The following is a 15,822-nucleotide window of genomic DNA, read 5'->3' as shown; positions in this document are numbered from 1 at the left end:
GGGGCGCCGCCGTTTTCTCATGCTCGTTTTCTCACGCTCGTTCTCTCATGCTCGGGCTCACCGGGTCACCAGTTGGAACGCCGAGTCCGCGCGATACAGGGAGCTGTTCTCGAACGGGTCCAGTTTCAACTGGAAGTTCTGGTGGCGCAGGAAGCGGCCGGGGTAGTTCACCGACTCCAGCATGATCGCGCCGTAGACGGACGAGGCGCGGGGGCAGAACGTCGCGTCCTGCTTGAACAGGGACGAGCCGTCGTTGATATTGGCGACGAGGACGAAGCTGCGATGGCGGAGATAGGCGCCGTCGGCCGTGGCGAAGGAGTAACAGGAGCTGTTGGCCAGGCCCTTGACCAGCTTGAAGGTGGAGGCCTCGCGGTCCAGCTTCACGTAGCCGTCGCGCACATGCCAGTAGCGGTCGGGGTAGTTGACCGAACGGACCGAGCGCCAGGTGGCCGTCGGCTTCGGAGCCGAAGGCGAACTCGGCTTGGAGGAAGGCGACTTGGTCGTCGGATCGGGGGCGGGTGCGGAGGACGAGGCAGGTCCGCCCGCGGGGGACGTGGACTCTACGGGGCTCGCCAGGCCGCTCTTTCCCTTGGGCGGCATCGTGGCGGTGTCGGACGGGGTGGCGTAGGAGATGAGACCCGGCAGCGTCGAGTCGTCCGACGGGGACGCCGACTTCGCCCGGTTCTCGGGGCTCTGGTTCGTGACGGATATGGCCGTCACGCACGCGACGATCGTGGCCACCGCCAACGCGCCCGCGAGATAGAGCCTTCGAGTCCCGGGCGCCCGGGAGGTGTCTGGTGCCCAGCCGGATTCCCACGGTCGGTCCGGTGGCGGCTGGGGCTTGTCTTCTGGCATGCGCGGTTCCTCTGGCAGCCCATGGGGGAGGCCGCAGCCGTGACGGCGCGGTAGGTGAACGGTGAATCAGATGGCACAGTAGTGGAACCTGTGGTGATCAAACAGCAGTTTGGATCGAGCGGTATCCACATCGTTTTCTCATCGGCTTTCACAGGGGTTCTCAGCGCCCTCCCAGGCCGGTCCCAGCCCACGGCGGCAGCGTGGCACCGTGGTTACTTCCGTTTCGCCCTCCGTACGCCCCGTCTTCGTGCTCGGCTGCCCCCGTTCCGGCACCACCCTGCTCCAGCTCATGCTGCACGCGCACCCGCGCATCGCACTGCCCCCGGAGACCCGCTTCGTCCTGCCCGCCTACGAGCGACGCCTGGGCTTCGGCGACCTGCGCGACCCTGACAACCGGGCCGGCCTCGCGTACTGGATCACCGGGCGCGAGGAGACCCGCTTCCACGAGCTGGGCCTGGACGCCGGGACCGTCGCCCGGCGCATCGAGGGCGGGCCGCCCACCCTGGGCTCCGCGCTCGGCATCGCGCTCAAGGCCTACGCCGAGAGCCACGGCAAGGTGCGCTGGGGCGACAAGCGGCCCGCGTACGCCCTGCATGTCGAGGAGATCCTGCGGCTCTTCCCGGACGCCCAGTTCGTGCACCTCGTACGCGACGGACGGGACTGTGTCGCCTCGCTGCTCGGGATGCCCTGGTGGCACCGCGGCTTCCACGAGGCCGTTGCCACCTGGGCGCAGGTCATGGACGTCACCCGGCGCTACGCGCACCGCCTCGGCCCCGACAGCTGGCACGAACTGCGCTTCGAGGACCTGGTCGCCGACCCCGAGCCGCAACTCCGGGCGCTCTGCGGATACTTGGGCGAGGAGTACGTGCCCGAGATGACCGAGCCGAGCCGCATGGCGCACCGGGCCGTCCCCGCCCGCAAGACCTGGCACCGGCGCACCCACGGCGCCCTGGACACCTCCCGCGCGGGCAGCTGGCAGCAGCGGCTGACGCCCGATCAGATACGGCTGTGCGAGGCCGTGTTGGGGGAGCGCCTCGCCCGCAACGGCTACGCATTGAGCGGAGCCGTCCGGCCCGACCCCGCCGAACTGCTCCGCTACCGAAGGGTCTCCGCCCTGCGCCGCGCCGCCCACACCAAGCGGCGGCTGCTCGACCGCCTGGCGCGGGTGCGCGAACCGGGCCCCGTGTCGGCGGCCCGGCCGTTCAGCGCCTAGGAGTTCACGATGTTCACGATGTTCACGGCGTTCACGGGGTGATGCGGACGACCTGCGGGTCGTGGTCGCTGGTCTGGTCCGAGAACTCGCTGTTGATGTGCACGACGTCGTAGTCGTACGCCGTGATCGACGAGCTGACCAGCGTGTGGTCGAGGACCTGCGAGTTGCCGTCGTAGACGTACGTGTACTGCTGGGACGCCGGCAGTGTGTCGATCAGGTTGGTGAGAACCCCGCCCTTCAGATTGGTGAGCGTGGTCGAGAACTGGTAGTCGTTCAGGTCGCCGAGCACGATCACGTTCGCGTCCGACTGGGCCGCCAGGATCGAGTCCACGAAGGAGTTGACCACCGAGGCCTGGCTGGTGCGCTGGGTCTCCGAGGAGCGGGTCGGCGCCTGGTACTGGCTGTGCAGCGAGTAGTCGGCGCCCTTGGAGACGAAGTGGTTGGCGATCAGGAAGAACTTCTCCCCGCCGAAGGTGAATTCGGCCGCCAGCGGCTTACGGCTGTCCGACCAGGCCGAGTTGGACGGGGCGATCCGGCCCGGGTTGTACGTCAGCTGCGCGAGCCCGCTGCTCGTGGTCACCGAGTTGGCGGTCGTCGCGGTGGCGCTGCCGCGTGAAGTGAAGCCGACACGCGCCGAGTTGTAGAGATAGACCTGACGGATGTTGCCGCCGGTCTCACCGCCGTCGGCGTCGTTGGTCGGGTTGATCTGCGTGTACGAGTACGTCGGTCCGCCCGCCGCGCTGATCGCGGAGATCAGCGTGGAGAGCGTGGTGCTCGCGGACACCGTGCCGTCGTCGGTGGCGCCGTTGTTGTCCTGGACCTCCTCCAGGGCCACGATGTCCGGCGACTTGAGGTTGTTCACGATCCCGGACGCCAGCGCGCTGAACTTCGATGAGGCGTCGGTCGGGTCGAGGTTCTCCACGTTGTACGTCGCCACCGACAGCTGGCCCGTGGACTGCGCCGACGTCGATTCCTTGGCGAGGCCTCCCGAGGTGACCGAGCCCAGCGTGGTCGCCTGGAGGGTGTAGCCGCCGTACGCGATGTAGTCGAGGACGCCGGTCGCGCCGGACAGCGTGTCGCCGACGGTGGCCGTCGGGAACGTCGAGGAGAGCAGCGTGCCGATCTGCACCCGGCCCGAGTTCTGGCTGGTGTAGGAGGAGTACAGCGAGCCGCCGCGCGCCGAAGTCACCTGGCTGGGCTTGACGTTGACCCACAGCTCGTCGTAGTCGTTGGTCGCGCCGACGACCGGCGCGCTGCCGACGGAGACCCGCATGCCCTCAAGGGACTCGTAGTAGTCCAGGGCGTACGTGGTCGGGGCGAGCGTGAACGAGTTGATCGAGCCGCCGCTGTTGGTGCGCGTGTAGGTGGCGGGCACCGTCGAGTCGCTGATCGTGACGGCCGAAGGCAGCGTGTTCCCCGTGGAGTTGGTGGTCCAGGAGGCGCTGGAGAGCTCCGTGAGCGACTGGCTGCCGTTGTCGGAGTCCGGATAGTACTCGGAGACCTTGCCGGTCACCGTGACGCTGTTGCCGACCGTGGTGCTCGGGGTCGTCGAGCCCGTGTAGACGAAGATCGCGTCACTCGTCGTGGCCACGCCGTCGCCGCTCGCGCTCTGGATCCAGAAGCCGCGCGAGGAGCCGGTGGAGCGGATCGCGGTGACGATGCCGGTCGTGGTGACCGTGGAGCCGTTGTACGGGGAGATCCGGGTCGAGCCCTGGATCGCGGAGATCGTGTAGGTGGCCGCGTGCGCGTTCGCCGGGAGGGCGATCAGCGCGGCCGACGCGAGCAGTCCGGCGGCCAGGGTACGGGCGCCGAGAGCGAGCGTTCTGTCCATGTGCGTCCCTTCAACAGACAGTCGAGTAGGAGGAGTTGGTGCTGGACGTACATGAGCGACTGGTCGGAGAGAGTTTTAGGGGCTCTGCGTTACGGCGCAATGTACGGAACGTGATCTACGCGTGTCGTCTACGCGCGTCATAGACACTCTGTGCGCACGCTGTGGAAGAGCTGTTATGTACGGTCGTACGCATCATGTGTACACTCGTACATATGGGATATGTACTGCTGGCCGGGGCCATCGCGGCCGAGGTGGCCGCGACGACCGCGATGAAGTACAGCGAGGGGTTCAGCCGACTGCTGCCCTCGCTGCTGACCGTGCTCGGCTATGTGGTCTCCTTCGCGCTGCTCGCGCAGACGCTGAAGTCGGTGGCGGTCGGCACGGCGTACGCGATCTGGGCCGGGGTCGGGACCGCGACCATCGCGACCATCGGGATGGTGTTCCTCGGGGAGGGGATGACGGCCGCGAAGGCTGCCGGGATCGTGCTGATCATCGTGGGTGTGGTGGTCCTGAACCTGGGCGGTGCGCATTGAGGCGGTGTGCATTGGGGTGGCGCGCATCGAGGGCGACGGGAGGCGTGCGCTGATGGCCCGGCGCTACGACCCCGAGCGGCGGCAGCGGATCATCGACGCGGCGATCCGGGTGGTCGGACGGCAGGGGCTCGCCGGGCTGAGCCACCGCAGTGTCGCCGCCGAGGCCGATGTGCCGCTCGGCTCGACGACGTACCACTTCAAGACCCTCGACGAGCTGATGGTCGCCGCGCTGCGGCAGGCGAGCGAGGGGTTCTCCAAGGTCATCGCCTCGCGGGGCGGGCTGGAGGACCCCGCGAAGGATCTCGCCACCGAGCTCGCGGGGTGGCTCGGGGAGTGGCTGGCCGGGGACCGTACCGGGGTGGAGCTGGAGTACGAGCTCTATCTCGCCGCGCTGCGCCGGCCCGCGCTGCGGCCGGTCGCCGCGGAGTGGGCGGCGGACCTCGCTGCGCGGCTGGCGCGGCGGACGGACGAGGTGACGGCTCGGGCGCTGGTGGCGCTGATGGACGGGATCTGTCTTCAGGTGCTGCTGACGGACGGGGTGTATGAGGAGGGGTATGCGCGGGAGGTGTTGGGGCGGGTGATCGGTGAGGGGTGAGGGGGCGGTCGGAGGGGGTGCGGTCGGAGGGGGTGCGGTCGGAGGGGGTGCGGTCGGAGGGGGTGCGGTCGGAGGCGACGGGGTCGCCCCCGCCGCCCCCGCCGCCCCTACCCCGGCGTTGGGAAGCGTCGACCGGCACCTGAGACACCGCCCGTGCTGGTTGGCCTCGGATGCTGTGGGCCGGTTAGGTTGCCCTCATGACCGATACGACTGCTTCTCGTACCAACGGCGCCGTGGCCGCCGGCCTCGCCACGATCGCCGCCGACGGCACTGTTCTCGACACCTGGTTCCCCGCGCCCGAGCTCGCCGCCGAGGCGGGCCCCTCCGGCACCGAGCGGCTGTCCGCCGAGCGTGCCGTGGAGCTGCTCGGTGAAGGTGCCGCGAAGGCGATCGGTCCCGACGCCCGCCGTGGCGTCGAGGTGGTCGCGGTCCGTACGGTCATCTCCTCGCTCGACGAGAAGCCGCTCGACACGCACGACGCCTATCTCCGCCTCCACCTGCTCTCCCACCGCCTGGTCAAGCCGCACGGGCAGAGCCTGGACGGCATCTTCGGCCTCCTCGCCAACGTCGCCTGGACCTCGCTCGGCCCGGTCGCGGTGGACGACATCGAGAAGGTGCGGCTGAACGCCCGTGCCGAGGGTCTGCACCTCGCCGTGACCTCGATCGACAAGTTCCCGCGCATGACGGACTACGTCGCTCCCAAGGGCGTCCGGATCGCCGACGCCGACCGCGTCCGCCTCGGCGCGCACCTCGCCGAGGGCACCACCGTCATGCACGAGGGCTTCGTCAACTTCAACGCCGGCACGCTCGGCACGTCCATGGTCGAGGGCCGTATCTCCGCCGGTGTCATCGTCGGCGACGGCTCCGACATCGGCGGCGGCGCGTCCACCATGGGCACGCTGTCCGGTGGCGGCAACGTCATCATCTCCATCGGCGAGCGCTGCCTCATCGGCGCCGAGGCGGGGGTCGGGATCGCGCTGGGCGACGAGTGCGTGGTCGAGGCGGGCCTGTACGTCACCGCCGGCACCCGCGTCACCATGCCCGACGGGCAGATCGTCAAGGCCCGTGACCTCTCCGGCGCCTCCCACATCCTCTTCCGCCGCAACTCGGTCACCGGCACGGTGGAGGCCCGGCCGAACAACGCGGTGTGGGGCGGGCTGAACGAGGTTCTGCACAGCCACAACTGACGGGCGCGGTGCGCGTCGAGCGCCCGCCCGGGACCCGTGGTCCCGGGCGGGCGCTCTTGCGTCAGTCCTGTTCGGGGCCGCGGAGCCGTGGCAGGGGGAGGGGCTCGTCGGGCGTGATGGTGTGGGACAGGGATCGAAGCCAGGACGCCGAGACCATTCCGTCGGCGTTCGCGACGAGGGCCGCCAGATCCTCTCGGTCGATCCTTCCTCTGCTCGCCAGCCAGTTGATGAATTCCTTCAGCTCGCGGGCCTCCCGCACCGCCCTGCTGTCCGCCGTCGTCCGCGGGCCCGTGAAATGGCGCTGCATCTCCTGGACGGCCTCAAGGATGTCGGCGATCCCGCGCTCCTCGGCCTTGTCCGAACCCCGCAGCTGCTGAAGATCGAGCGCATACGTCATCGGCGTGTCCAGGGGCTTCTTGTCCTCGATGGCCTTGATCGCCTTGACTATGGCATCCCTCGCCTCGGCGGCGCTGTCCAGGTCGCGGTGGTCGAGCTCGATGACGCGGATGCCCTGGACATCGAACGGGACGGGCTGCCCCGTCTGGACGATGTGGATGAAGGGCTTGCGCAGCGCGTGCCGTACGGCGAGTTCGTAGTAGACGTTGGGGTTGTTGTCCGTGAGGTCGGCGATGATCAGATCGTCGTCGAAGATCCTCTGAAGTACCTGGGTCGTGATCAGTCCCGAGCCGTCGATCTGGTCGCCGCGCGTGGCGGAGTAGCCGCAGCTCTCGACCGCGGGCCTGACGACATGGCGCAGGATCTGGTCGCTGCGCAGCCTGATGTCGGAGCCGGGCATGCCGATGGGGGCGATGTAGAAGCACTGCTTCTCCGCCGGGGTGTCGTTCATTCGACCGCCCTCCGTACCGCTCGCATCCCTAACCGCCGCGCCAGCCACATCGTGTGCTCCCGGCTGATGGCCTGTTCCGCGGAGAGGACGAAGCGGGTCCAGTCCGCCTCGGTGGTGATGGACTCGCCGGTCTGGCGGACGAAGCCGAGTTCGGTGGCGGTGAGGGAGTAGGCGGAGGCGAGGTTGTCGTACTGCTTCACTTCCAGCCACGCGCCCGCGGCGGCGATGGCGGCGGCCACCACGCTGCCCACCTCGATGTCGGTGAGGTCCATGAGGCTCACCACGCTGGCCGCGACGCCGAGGACCTCGAAGGAGATCAGGACGGAGCGCCACTTCTGGGAGTTGCGCTGGCTCTGCTTGGCCTTGCTGGTGTACCAGGCCTCCTGGTCGGCCACCCGCAGCGCGAGATACGTGGCCTTGCGGCCCTCGTAGTCCAGGTCCCTGACCTCCGTCATCCGGTCGGTCACCTGGACGGTGCCGTAGGACAGGCCCGACAGGGGGTTGGAGTCGACCAGGTCGCGGATGCGGGTGAGGAGGACGCGGCGGGCGTCGTCGTTCGGGCGGTCGGGCGGGAAGGGCTCCGCGCCCGCCATGTAGCGCCACGCCAGAGTCTTGGCGGACTCGGCGAGCGCCCTGCCGTGGTACCAGCGGTCCTCCGGCTTGTCCCGCAGCAGATGGATCTCCGTGACCAGCGCGGCGATGAAGGCGACCAGGGCCAGCGCGGCCGCCGCCTTCTCCGTCCGGCCCTCGCTGCTGGCCGCCACGGCACCGAACAGGGCGGCGGCCAGGGCGAGTTGGAGGCGACCCCGGGTCCACTTGAGATATTCGCGCTGGGACTCCTTGGAGATGGCGTCCGCTGACTCGAACACCCCGGGAAAGTCCGTCTCTTCGAGTGGACTTGGTGTCGTCATCTACTGGTCCCCGCCCTGTGGAGTGTGCGCAGTCAGGTCAGGGTAACGTCTCGACGTGCCTGGCCACGGGGGGAGTTGTGATCGCCCATGGGCGGCGTCCGGGTGGTGCTCGACGGTCCGCGGGGATACGCGCCGCGCCGGTGGTGGCGCGCGGCCGTCACGCTCGACGACACCACGATCGTGCCCGTCGGAGTCGCCTCCGGGGCACGGAACCTGACCGCGCTGGTGACCCGCCTCGCGCGCCTGGCACGCCTGGCTCGAACCGCGACTGACCGGACTCGGGCGCCGTTACGACCGTAAGGCGAAGGCCGGGGAGGTCGTCCCCGGGGAAGTTAGTCACAGTCGGCCGCTGACGGGCTCTGAAGTGACGGCTGAGGCCCGGAGAAGGGGCCCTCACGCCGGCAGCGTCGTCGCGAACTCCCTCAGTGTCTCGAAGTCCCCCTCGCGCAGCCCGATCCGGGGATCCACAGGGTGGAGGAGGGCGGGGCCGGGGTGCTCGTCGGCGACGTACGTGTCGTCCGCCGGGCTCTGTTCGTCGTCCACCCACGCGAAGGGGCGCCCCTCGGCGTACGCCACGATCGCCGCCGTCTTCCAGTGGACGCCGTCGGGGCGGTGGGCGAACAGGGAGTCGCCGAAATCGACGTACGGGAGGGAGGGGAGGCCGACGACCGGGGCGATCCAGCGGTTGGCGGCGTCCATCCAGGTGGTCGCCCAGCAGAGGTCGTAGGGGAGGGCGAGGAGGGCCGGGCCGTGGGAGGGGTTGAGCCAGACCCGCAGGGGGCGGCCCGGGTGGAGGGCCACCCTGATCGTCGTGTAACCCTCGGGGCGGCGCTCCGGCTTCGCGGCGTACGGGTTGAGCGGGCCGTCGACGTCGAGGAAGAGGAGAGGGCGGCTCATCGGGTCACCGTACGGCAAGGACGTGCGCGGGCCCGGGGAATTGTTCCGCAGTCCCGCACCCGCAGGCATAGCGGTGGGCGGCCGCGCGCGTCACAAGGGGCACAGGGGGTGGACAGCCGGTCCGCCCCGGGGGAAGAGAAGGTGACGATGGATGCCGAAGCGCAGGACAGCTTCCGGGAGTTCGTGGCGCACCGGTCGTCCGCGCTGCTGAAGACGGCCGTGCTGCTCAGCGGCGGCGACCGGCACACCGCCGAGGACCTGTTGCAGAACGCGCTGATCAAGGCGGCCGGCCGCTGGCACCGCATCGACGAACCCGAGGCGTACGTACGGCAGATCCTCTACCGGCAGCAGATCAGCCGCTGGCGACTGAAGTGGCCCAGACGGGAGTTGAGCGTCGCCGAGCCACCGGAGGGGCGGCCCGACCCGGACGCCTCATCCGCCGCCGAGCTGCGTCTCGTGATGCGCGGCGCGCTCGCCCGGCTCACCGCGCGGCAGCGCGCCGTGCTCGTGCTGCGCTACTTCGAGGATCTGCCCGAGGCCGACGTGGCCCGCATCCTGGGCTGCTCCGTGGGGACCGTACGGTCCACCACCCACCGCTCGCTGGCCCGGCTGCGCGCCCTCGCGCCCGAACTGGCCGCGCTCGGCGGGCAGGACGAGGACCGGCGCCCGTCCCCTGACTGCACACCCGTGGAGGTACGTCCGTGAACGTCGAGGAACTCGTGCGTGACTCCCTGCGGGAGATCGCCGGTGAACAGCCGTCGGCGGGGGCGGAGTTCGCCGACCGGGTGCTCGCGGTACGCCGTCGCCGCCGCACCCGCCGGCTCGCCGCTGTCGCAGCGGCCACCGTCGCCGTCGTCTCCGTGTCGGTGGCGGTGCCGCTGCTGGACGGCGGCAAGGACGACGTGCGTCCCGCTGGGGTGACCCGGCAGGACGAGGTCAGCGCCCACCCCGAACAGTCCCCGCCGCGCGATCTGATCGCGGCCGGACGGACGGCGCTCGCCACGTACTACACGACGAAGACGGTGCCGCGGACGGAGAACGACGGGATCGCCGTACGCACGTACTGGCTGCTCGACCCCGAGACCGGCACATACCGGAAGGACACGCGATGGTCCTACGTCGCCGTCGCGCCCGGCCTCAAGAGGGCAGCCGTGCTGGAGCAGAGCCTGCCCGCCCGGCGGATCGGGCTGCTCGACCTCGCGAGCGGCAAGGTCGAGCGGTGGATCCCGGTCCAACAGGGCGTCGGCGGGGTCGAGTTCTCGCGTGACGGGAGCAAGCTGGTCGCCACGACCTACAGCGAGAATCCCGAAGCGCGGGAGTCGGCGGTGATGGTGGCGCCCGACGGGAGCGAGACCCACGAGTGGATGCCGACGGCGGAGAAGGTGCTTCGGACCGGCTTCTGTGTCATCGACGTGAGCGGCAGCGAGGGGTTCGCCTGGTGGCGGGTGGCGGCCGGCCCCCATGACGTCGGCCGGATGGACTTCGCCTTCACCCGGGACGGCAAGTACCTCTACAGCAAGGTCAGCCGGGACATGAACGACGAGCAGCAGTTCTACGATCTCTCCGGCGCCAAGGTCTCCGCACCCGCGAGCGAGCGGTACTTGACCACGCAGGTGTCGGCGCGACTGTCCCCGAACGGCAAGCTCGCCGCCCTCGGCCTGACGGAGGAGGCCGCCCACGGCAAGTCGTACTCCACGATCGCCGATCCGCGCACGGGCGAGGAGGTCGTCAAGGTTCGCGGCGCCCGTCTCCTCGCCTGGGCCGACGACAAGCGTCTCATCGCCTGGGAGGGGACCCCCTCTCCGGAGGGCGCGGCCCTCAACCAGCTCGTGCTGGTCACGATCGGCAGCGACAAGGTCGTCCCGCTGAGCGGCGTCAGCGATCTGAACAAGCTCGACGGTCCGGCGCGGTGGACGCCCGTCTTCGCCGACCGCTGATCAGCCGGCGGTCAGCTCCTCGTAGGCCGCCCGCAGCCCGTCGACCGCGTCCCGGTCGGCGGGCAGCAGGGGTGCGCGGACCGGGCCCGCGGGCAGGCCCAGCTCGTGGAGGAGGGCCTTGGCCGTGACCGTGCCGGGGAGTCCCGACGACATCATCAACTCGATGAGGGGGGCGGCCTGTTGCTGGAGACGGGCGGCTCCTGCCGTGTCTCCCGCGTCGAACGCGTCGAGGACCGCGCGGAGTTGAGACGGTACGACGTTCGCGACGGTGCTCACATATCCCGCACCGCCCACCGCGTACAGCGCGAGATTGTGCTCGTCGCAGCCCGCGTAGTACGCCAACTCCGTGCGGGCGATGACCTTCTGGGCGGCGAGGAAGTCGTAGGAGCAGTCCTTGACCGCCACGATCCGGGGATGCTCGGCGAGCCGGATCAGGGTGTCCGGCTCGATACGGGTGCCGGTACGGCCCGGGATGTCGTACAGGGCGATCGGCAGGCCGACGGAGTCCGCGATCTGGCGGAAGTGCGCCTCGACGGCCTCCTGCGGGGGCCTGCTGTAGTACGGGCTGACCACCAACAGGCCGTCCGCGCCCGCCTTTTCGGCCTCCAGGGCGAGTTCGACGGTGTGGCGGGTGTCGAAGGTGCCGACGCCGGCGAGGACCGACGCCCGTTCGCCGACCGCCTCCCGTACCGCCCGCACCAGCTCCGCCTTCTCGGCGTCCGTCGTGGTCGGCGACTCGCCCGTCGTACCGGACAGCACCAGCCCGTCGCAGCCCCCGTCTACCAGCCGCGCCGCGAGCCGCTGAGCGCCGTCGAGGTCGAGGGCGCCGCCCTCGGTGAAGGGCGTGATCATCGCGCAGAGGGCGCGGCCGAAGGGCGGGGCGGCGGAGTGGGGCATGGGGCCGGAGTAGGTCATAGGGGTAGTCTCGGCGGAGCCATCGTGAAGCTCCACTTAATTCTTCTACGAGGTATTGATAAGGGAATCTGAGAGATGGTCCTCGGACCGGCGTCCCCAGGCCCTATGTCCAAACCGGGGCTTCATGGGTCACCATGGCCAGAACGGTCAACAACCCTGGTCGTGGTCATGGTCATGGGAGGCGTCATGAAGCTCGGCAAGGCACTCGCCACCGGAGTCGCGGAGGAGCGGGACCAAGTGGAGGAACCCGCGCTCGAACTCCCCACGGAGATCGAGGAACTGAAGGCGCCCGAAGAGGTCCCGGCCGCCCGATGAGGCTGCGGCTTCCGGAGGAACGCCCGACGGAGCCGCCGACCGGATACAAGATCGCCCACCCGGTGCTGTCCCACGACGGCACCCGGGCCGGGTTCACCGGTGTGTCGCTGGGCGGCGCGCTGCCGTACGGGGTCCTGGCCGACGCGTCCTGCGTCTACGGCCTGCGCCACCGGGCACCGCACCGCCGCTGCGACTGCGGCTTCCACTGTGTGCACGACCGCTCGACGGCCGAGGCACTCCTGTGCACGGCCGAACACCGCGCCGCCGTCCTGCTGGAGGTCACCGTCCTCGGCCGCTACCTCCGCTTCGAACTCGGCTTCCGCTACGCCCGCCAGCGGATCCGGGTGGCCACCGTGGGCCCCTGCGCATGCGGCACGGTCGCGTCCGCCCTCGCCGACGCGGGCTGGGGCCGCCCGGGTTGGCGAGCGCTCGCACCCTCGTGCGCCGGGTGCCTGCGGGGGCGTACGTCGATCTCGCTCGCGTCGTTCGCGCGGCTGGCGGGGGAGGGGCTGCGGGTGGTGGCGGGGAGCGGGGTCGCGCCTGTCCAGGGGGACGACCTCGGCGTACCCGAACTGGCGGCGGAGGCAGCGCTGTTGCAGGCGCGGCTGGACTGGTTCCAGTCGCAGCTGGCGAGATTGGGGGAACAGGGGAAGGGCGGTTCCCATGACGCGCTCTGAAGGGGCGCGGGGCTGCATCGGTGTGCGGCTCCGCCGCGTAGGCGCGATCGGCTGCCGAGCACCCGGACCGAACTGAAGACATAGCGCTTGTCGGCCCCGCAAACGGGTACCCGTCCGCCTCGAAAGAGAGGAGGCGGACACCGTGACCAACCCCCCGGCCACCCACCACTCCGTCGGCGAGCTCGTCGGCCAGGCCACAGATCAACTCTCCCAGCTCGTACGACAGGAAGTGGCCCTCGCCAAGGAGGAGCTGACCGAGAAGGGCCGACGCGCCGGCCGCGGCGGCGGCATGCTCGGCGCCGCCGGCGCGATCGCCTACGCCGGTCTGCTCGCCCTCGCCGCCACGGCCACCGCCGCCCTCTCCCTGACGCTGCCCGTCTGGGCCGCGGCGCTCATCGTGACGGCGGTGCTGTTCGCGACCGCGGCCCTGCTCGCCGCGAACGGTCGCGCCCAGCTGCGCCACGCCGCACCCCCCACGCCCGAGGAGACCCTCGGCAGCGTCAGGGCCGATGTCGAGGAGATCAGGGAAAGGGCGCACCGATGACGGACAAGACGACGCCGGGCGTGACGGGCGGGGCCAAGGGCCCCGAGGAACTGCGCCGGCAGATCGAAGAGACCCGCGGCCAACTCGGTGACACAGTCGAGGAGTTGGCGGCCAAGGCGGACGTGAAGGGCCGAGCCGCGGCCCGCGCCGCCGACCTCAAGGACAAGGCCGGCGCGATGACGGTCCAACTCCGCAGCAGCGCGGCCCAGGCCGGTCATGCGGTCCAGGAACGGGCGAGCAGGGCGGGGCATGTCGTCCAGGAGCGGGCGACGGGAGTCGGCCACACCGTCCAGGAGAAGGCCACCGGGGTCGGCCACACCGTCCACGACAAGGCGACCCACGCGGGTCACGCCGTCGAACACAGCGTGCCGCGGCCTGTCCGCACCGTCGTCCAGGCGGGGTTGCGGCATCCGCGGCCGGTGCTGGTCGTGGGGGCGGTGGTGGGGGTTGTGGTCGTGGAGGAAGTGCTGCGGCGGCGGAACGGGCGGCGCTGAAGCATGGTTCCGTGAGTGCTGGGCTCACTGCTGGAGCGGTTGTCCCAACGGCGGGCAAGGTAACGTTCCGATAACGGGCTGCCTCCGGGTTCGAAGGGGCGTGGCCGATACTCGCCCATCGAGGCAAGGTGATGATCGCATACGCGGGGGTCTGAGGGGGACCTACCCTCAGATTCCCTTGCAAGGGTGACGAAATGGCCCGGTGGCTGAATGAATCCGCCTATCACGTAGTGGATTCCATGCCTCCGCCGAGCCTCCTTGACGTGTCCAGGTAATTCACAGTTAAGGTCCCCCTCACTTACGCAACTTGTGTAACTCGCAAGTGCAGGCTGTGAAGTTGAGGGCGGGGGACGGGTGTGACCGGGGGTCGTTCAAGCGGTAGATCAAGTGCGTCCGGCAGAGCCGGCAGAGCGCGAAGACCGTTCCTGGGGGTTGTCGCAGGCACTCTTTTAGCGAGCGTTGTGCAGCCCGTCGCCTTCGCGCCGCCGGCCGCAGCCACCCAACCGAAGTCTGTGGCGACGGCGGCCGCGGATGCCCCCAAGGCGGCCACCACGGTTCGGGCCGCCCAGAGCGCCGCTGAAGCCGGTGGTGCCAACGTGGAGATCACGTCTCTGCGCGGCGAGTCGACCGAGGTGTACGCCACTCCGGACGGCCAGTTCGAGGAGATCCAGCACCTCAGACCGGTGCGGACCCGTGTCGACGGGCAGTGGAAGGCGATCGACAACACCCTGCTCAAGCGCTCCGACGGCACGGTGGGGCCGAGCGCCGCGGCAGTCGGCCTTGCCTTCTCCGGTGGTGGCGACGGTCCTCTCGTCACGCTCGACCGCACTGGCAAGAAGCTGTCGTTCTCCTGGCCGACCGCCCTGCCCGTGCCGACGGTCGACGGGGACACCGCCACCTATGCCAACGTGCTCCCTGATGTCGATCTGACCATGCGGGCCGCCACGGACGGCTTCTCGCAACTGCTCGTGGTCAAGACGCCGGAGGCGGCCAAGGACCCCGCACTGGCTGAGCTGAAGTTAGGTGTCGAATCTCCGGGACTCGACCTGCGAGCCACGGATTCCGGCGGTCTCGAAGCGGTCGATGAGACAGTCGGCGGCACGGTGTTCCAGGCGGCCAAGCCCTTGATGTGGGACTCCACGAAGGCGCCTGCCGCGAGGTTCAGTGCGGCAGCGGCCGCCGATGGGGAGACCGACGGCCCCAGCGACGCTGCCAACATCGCACCCATTGACGTCGACGTCGCCGCTGATGGCAGCGAACTCAGGCTCACCCCGGATCAGGGTTTGTTGACCGACCCGGACACCACCTTCCCGGTTTACATCGACCCGCAGAGTTACACCCCGAAAGCCGGCGAGTGGACGATGGTCTCGCGGTACTGGGCATCCTCACCGCAGTGGCGGTTCAACGGTGACTCAGACGCCGGCGTGGGCTACTGCGGCTGGGACTACTGTGCGCCATACGACGTGAAACGGCTGTTCTACAAGTTCGGGACTGTCCTGAAGTTGGGTCTTCCAAGATTTTCGTAGGCGTTGATCGGTGCTGCTGGCGGTCAGTTGAGCAGGATGAGCTGGCGCAGGAGCGGGTGGCCGGCCCGGCCGTACCGTTGGCGCTTGAGTAGTTTGATCTTGCAGTTGGTGCCCTCGGTGCGGCCGTTGTGGTGGGGCAGGGTGACGGCGGCGTCGATGGCGGCGCGGTCACGTTCCAGGCCGGTGGCGAAGGAGTGCAGGAAGGGCAGGTCGGCAGCGCGGGTGGTAGCGATCCAGGCGGTCAGTCGCTCGGCGTTGCCCGCGGAGGGTACGAGGAGCGCGGCGAAGGCATGGATCTGATCGGCCAGCACCGTCATCTCGGGGCAGGCGCCGGCGAGCTGGTCACGCAGCGCGCTGTGCTTGTCGTTGAGGCGGTCGGGGTGACGGGTGAGCAGTCCGGCGACCTTGCGGGGGGACAGGGCCGCGTGGTCGGCCTCGACGCGGCCCTGATTGATGTAGCGGACCAGGAGGTTGGCGCTGCCGGTGTAGCCCTGCTCGCGGATCTCCGCGAGCAGGTGGGTGACCGGGACGGCCGGGTCCTCGGC

General features: G+C 69.8%; 18 protein-coding genes. 11 read left to right on the top strand and 7 right to left on the bottom strand.

Annotated features, from left to right (window positions below; translation table 11 throughout):
• Nucleotides 1–57 precede the first annotated feature (57 nt).
• A complete protein-coding gene (locus tag ABZ928_RS32305) occupies nucleotides 58–855 on the bottom strand; it encodes an AbfB domain-containing protein (RefSeq protein ID WP_361526790.1) in 798 nt (265 codons plus the stop codon).
• Nucleotides 856–1,063: 208 nt separating this feature from the next.
• Here ABZ928_RS32305 and ABZ928_RS32300 point away from each other — a divergent pair, with 208 nt between their 5' ends.
• Nucleotides 1,064–2,068, top strand: coding sequence for a sulfotransferase (locus ABZ928_RS32300; RefSeq protein WP_361526787.1), 1,005 nt, complete (start codon nucleotides 1,064–1,066; stop codon nucleotides 2,066–2,068).
• Nucleotides 2,069–2,099: 31 nt separating this feature from the next.
• Here ABZ928_RS32300 and ABZ928_RS32295 read toward each other — a convergent pair whose 3' ends face one another.
• Nucleotides 2,100–3,899 carry an endonuclease/exonuclease/phosphatase family protein gene (locus ABZ928_RS32295; RefSeq protein WP_361526784.1) on the bottom strand — a complete coding sequence of 600 codons (1,800 nt, stop codon included), beginning with the start codon at nucleotides 3,897–3,899 and terminating at the stop codon, nucleotides 2,100–2,102.
• Between the two features lie 212 nt (nucleotides 3,900–4,111).
• Here ABZ928_RS32295 and ABZ928_RS32290 point away from each other — a divergent pair, with 212 nt between their 5' ends.
• The 3 genes from ABZ928_RS32290 to dapD all read left to right on the top strand — a co-directional run bounded on the left by ABZ928_RS32290 (nucleotide 4,112) and on the right by dapD (nucleotide 6,214).
• A complete protein-coding gene (locus ABZ928_RS32290; protein ID WP_361526781.1) occupies nucleotides 4,112–4,432 on the top strand; it encodes a multidrug efflux SMR transporter in 321 nt (106 codons plus the stop codon).
• 52 nt (nucleotides 4,433–4,484) lie between these two features.
• Nucleotides 4,485–5,027 (top strand): TetR family transcriptional regulator, encoded by a 543-nt coding sequence (locus tag ABZ928_RS32285; RefSeq protein WP_361527379.1) that lies wholly within the window; start codon nucleotides 4,485–4,487, stop codon nucleotides 5,025–5,027.
• 197 nt (nucleotides 5,028–5,224) lie between these two features.
• Nucleotides 5,225–6,214, top strand: coding sequence for a 2,3,4,5-tetrahydropyridine-2,6-dicarboxylate N-succinyltransferase (gene dapD, locus ABZ928_RS32280; protein ID WP_361526778.1), 990 nt, complete (start codon nucleotides 5,225–5,227; stop codon nucleotides 6,212–6,214).
• 61 nt (nucleotides 6,215–6,275) lie between these two features.
• Here dapD and ABZ928_RS32275 read toward each other — a convergent pair whose 3' ends face one another.
• The 3 genes from ABZ928_RS32275 to ABZ928_RS32265 all read right to left on the bottom strand — a co-directional run bounded on the left by ABZ928_RS32275 (nucleotide 6,276) and on the right by ABZ928_RS32265 (nucleotide 8,869).
• On the bottom strand, nucleotides 6,276–7,061 hold the full coding sequence (locus ABZ928_RS32275; RefSeq protein WP_361526775.1) for a hypothetical protein: 786 nt from the start codon (nucleotides 7,059–7,061) through the stop codon (nucleotides 6,276–6,278).
• The gene (locus ABZ928_RS32270; protein ID WP_361526772.1) at nucleotides 7,058–7,930 is read right to left on the bottom strand and encodes a DUF4231 domain-containing protein; all 873 of its coding nucleotides are present in this window, start codon (nucleotides 7,928–7,930) and stop codon (nucleotides 7,058–7,060) included. Before ABZ928_RS32270 ends, ABZ928_RS32275 begins: the two co-directional genes overlap by 4 nt.
• A 435-nt stretch (nucleotides 7,931–8,365) precedes the next feature.
• Nucleotides 8,366–8,869 (bottom strand): hypothetical protein, encoded by a 504-nt coding sequence (locus ABZ928_RS32265; RefSeq protein ID WP_361526769.1) that lies wholly within the window; start codon nucleotides 8,867–8,869, stop codon nucleotides 8,366–8,368.
• 147 nt (nucleotides 8,870–9,016) lie between these two features.
• Here ABZ928_RS32265 and ABZ928_RS32260 point away from each other — a divergent pair, with 147 nt between their 5' ends.
• Both ABZ928_RS32260 and ABZ928_RS32255 read left to right on the top strand, forming a co-directional pair.
• Nucleotides 9,017–9,574 carry a SigE family RNA polymerase sigma factor gene (locus tag ABZ928_RS32260; protein WP_361526766.1) on the top strand — a complete coding sequence of 186 codons (558 nt, stop codon included), beginning with the start codon at nucleotides 9,017–9,019 and terminating at the stop codon, nucleotides 9,572–9,574.
• Entirely contained in the window at nucleotides 9,571–10,806 is a 1,236-nt protein-coding gene (locus ABZ928_RS32255; protein ID WP_361526763.1) for a WD40 repeat domain-containing protein, read from the top strand. The genes ABZ928_RS32260 and ABZ928_RS32255 overlap by 4 nt, the downstream gene beginning before the upstream one ends.
• On the opposite strand, the gene dapA is transcribed toward ABZ928_RS32255, so the two are convergent.
• On the bottom strand, nucleotides 10,807–11,721 hold the full coding sequence (gene dapA / locus ABZ928_RS32250) for a 4-hydroxy-tetrahydrodipicolinate synthase (protein WP_361526760.1): 915 nt from the start codon (nucleotides 11,719–11,721) through the stop codon (nucleotides 10,807–10,809).
• A 186-nt stretch (nucleotides 11,722–11,907) separates the two neighbouring features.
• Between dapA and ABZ928_RS32245 the strand changes: the two genes are divergently transcribed.
• The 5 genes from ABZ928_RS32245 (at nucleotide 11,908) to ABZ928_RS32225 (ending at nucleotide 15,277) form a co-directional block, all read left to right on the top strand.
• A complete protein-coding gene (locus ABZ928_RS32245; RefSeq protein WP_361526757.1) occupies nucleotides 11,908–12,036 on the top strand; it encodes a hypothetical protein in 129 nt (42 codons plus the stop codon).
• Nucleotides 12,033–12,713, top strand: coding sequence for a hypothetical protein (locus tag ABZ928_RS32240; protein ID WP_361526754.1), 681 nt, complete (start codon nucleotides 12,033–12,035; stop codon nucleotides 12,711–12,713). Before ABZ928_RS32245 ends, ABZ928_RS32240 begins: the two co-directional genes overlap by 4 nt.
• 142 nt (nucleotides 12,714–12,855) lie before the next feature.
• Nucleotides 12,856–13,257: a phage holin family protein gene (locus tag ABZ928_RS32235; RefSeq protein WP_361526751.1), complete on the top strand. Its 402-nt coding sequence runs from the start codon at nucleotides 12,856–12,858 to the stop codon at nucleotides 13,255–13,257.
• On the top strand, nucleotides 13,254–13,751 hold the full coding sequence (locus tag ABZ928_RS32230) for a DUF3618 domain-containing protein (protein WP_361526748.1): 498 nt from the start codon (nucleotides 13,254–13,256) through the stop codon (nucleotides 13,749–13,751). The genes ABZ928_RS32235 and ABZ928_RS32230 overlap by 4 nt, the downstream gene beginning before the upstream one ends.
• A gap of 461 nt (nucleotides 13,752–14,212) precedes the next feature.
• Nucleotides 14,213–15,277 carry a hypothetical protein gene (locus ABZ928_RS32225; RefSeq protein ID WP_361526745.1) on the top strand — a complete coding sequence of 355 codons (1,065 nt, stop codon included), beginning with the start codon at nucleotides 14,213–14,215 and terminating at the stop codon, nucleotides 15,275–15,277.
• Nucleotides 15,278–15,300: 23 nt separating this feature from the next.
• On the opposite strand, the gene ABZ928_RS32220 is transcribed toward ABZ928_RS32225, so the two are convergent.
• On the bottom strand, nucleotides 15,301–15,822 hold a 522-nt coding region (locus ABZ928_RS32220; protein WP_361526742.1), incomplete at its 5' end, for a transposase.

Source organism: Streptomyces sp. NPDC046909, from assembly GCF_040644695.1.
In the GTDB taxonomy this organism is placed as follows: domain Bacteria; phylum Actinomycetota; class Actinomycetes; order Streptomycetales; family Streptomycetaceae; genus Streptomyces.
Note: the sequence above shows the minus strand (reverse complement) of the source record. Positions and strands in the feature narration are given on the sequence as shown.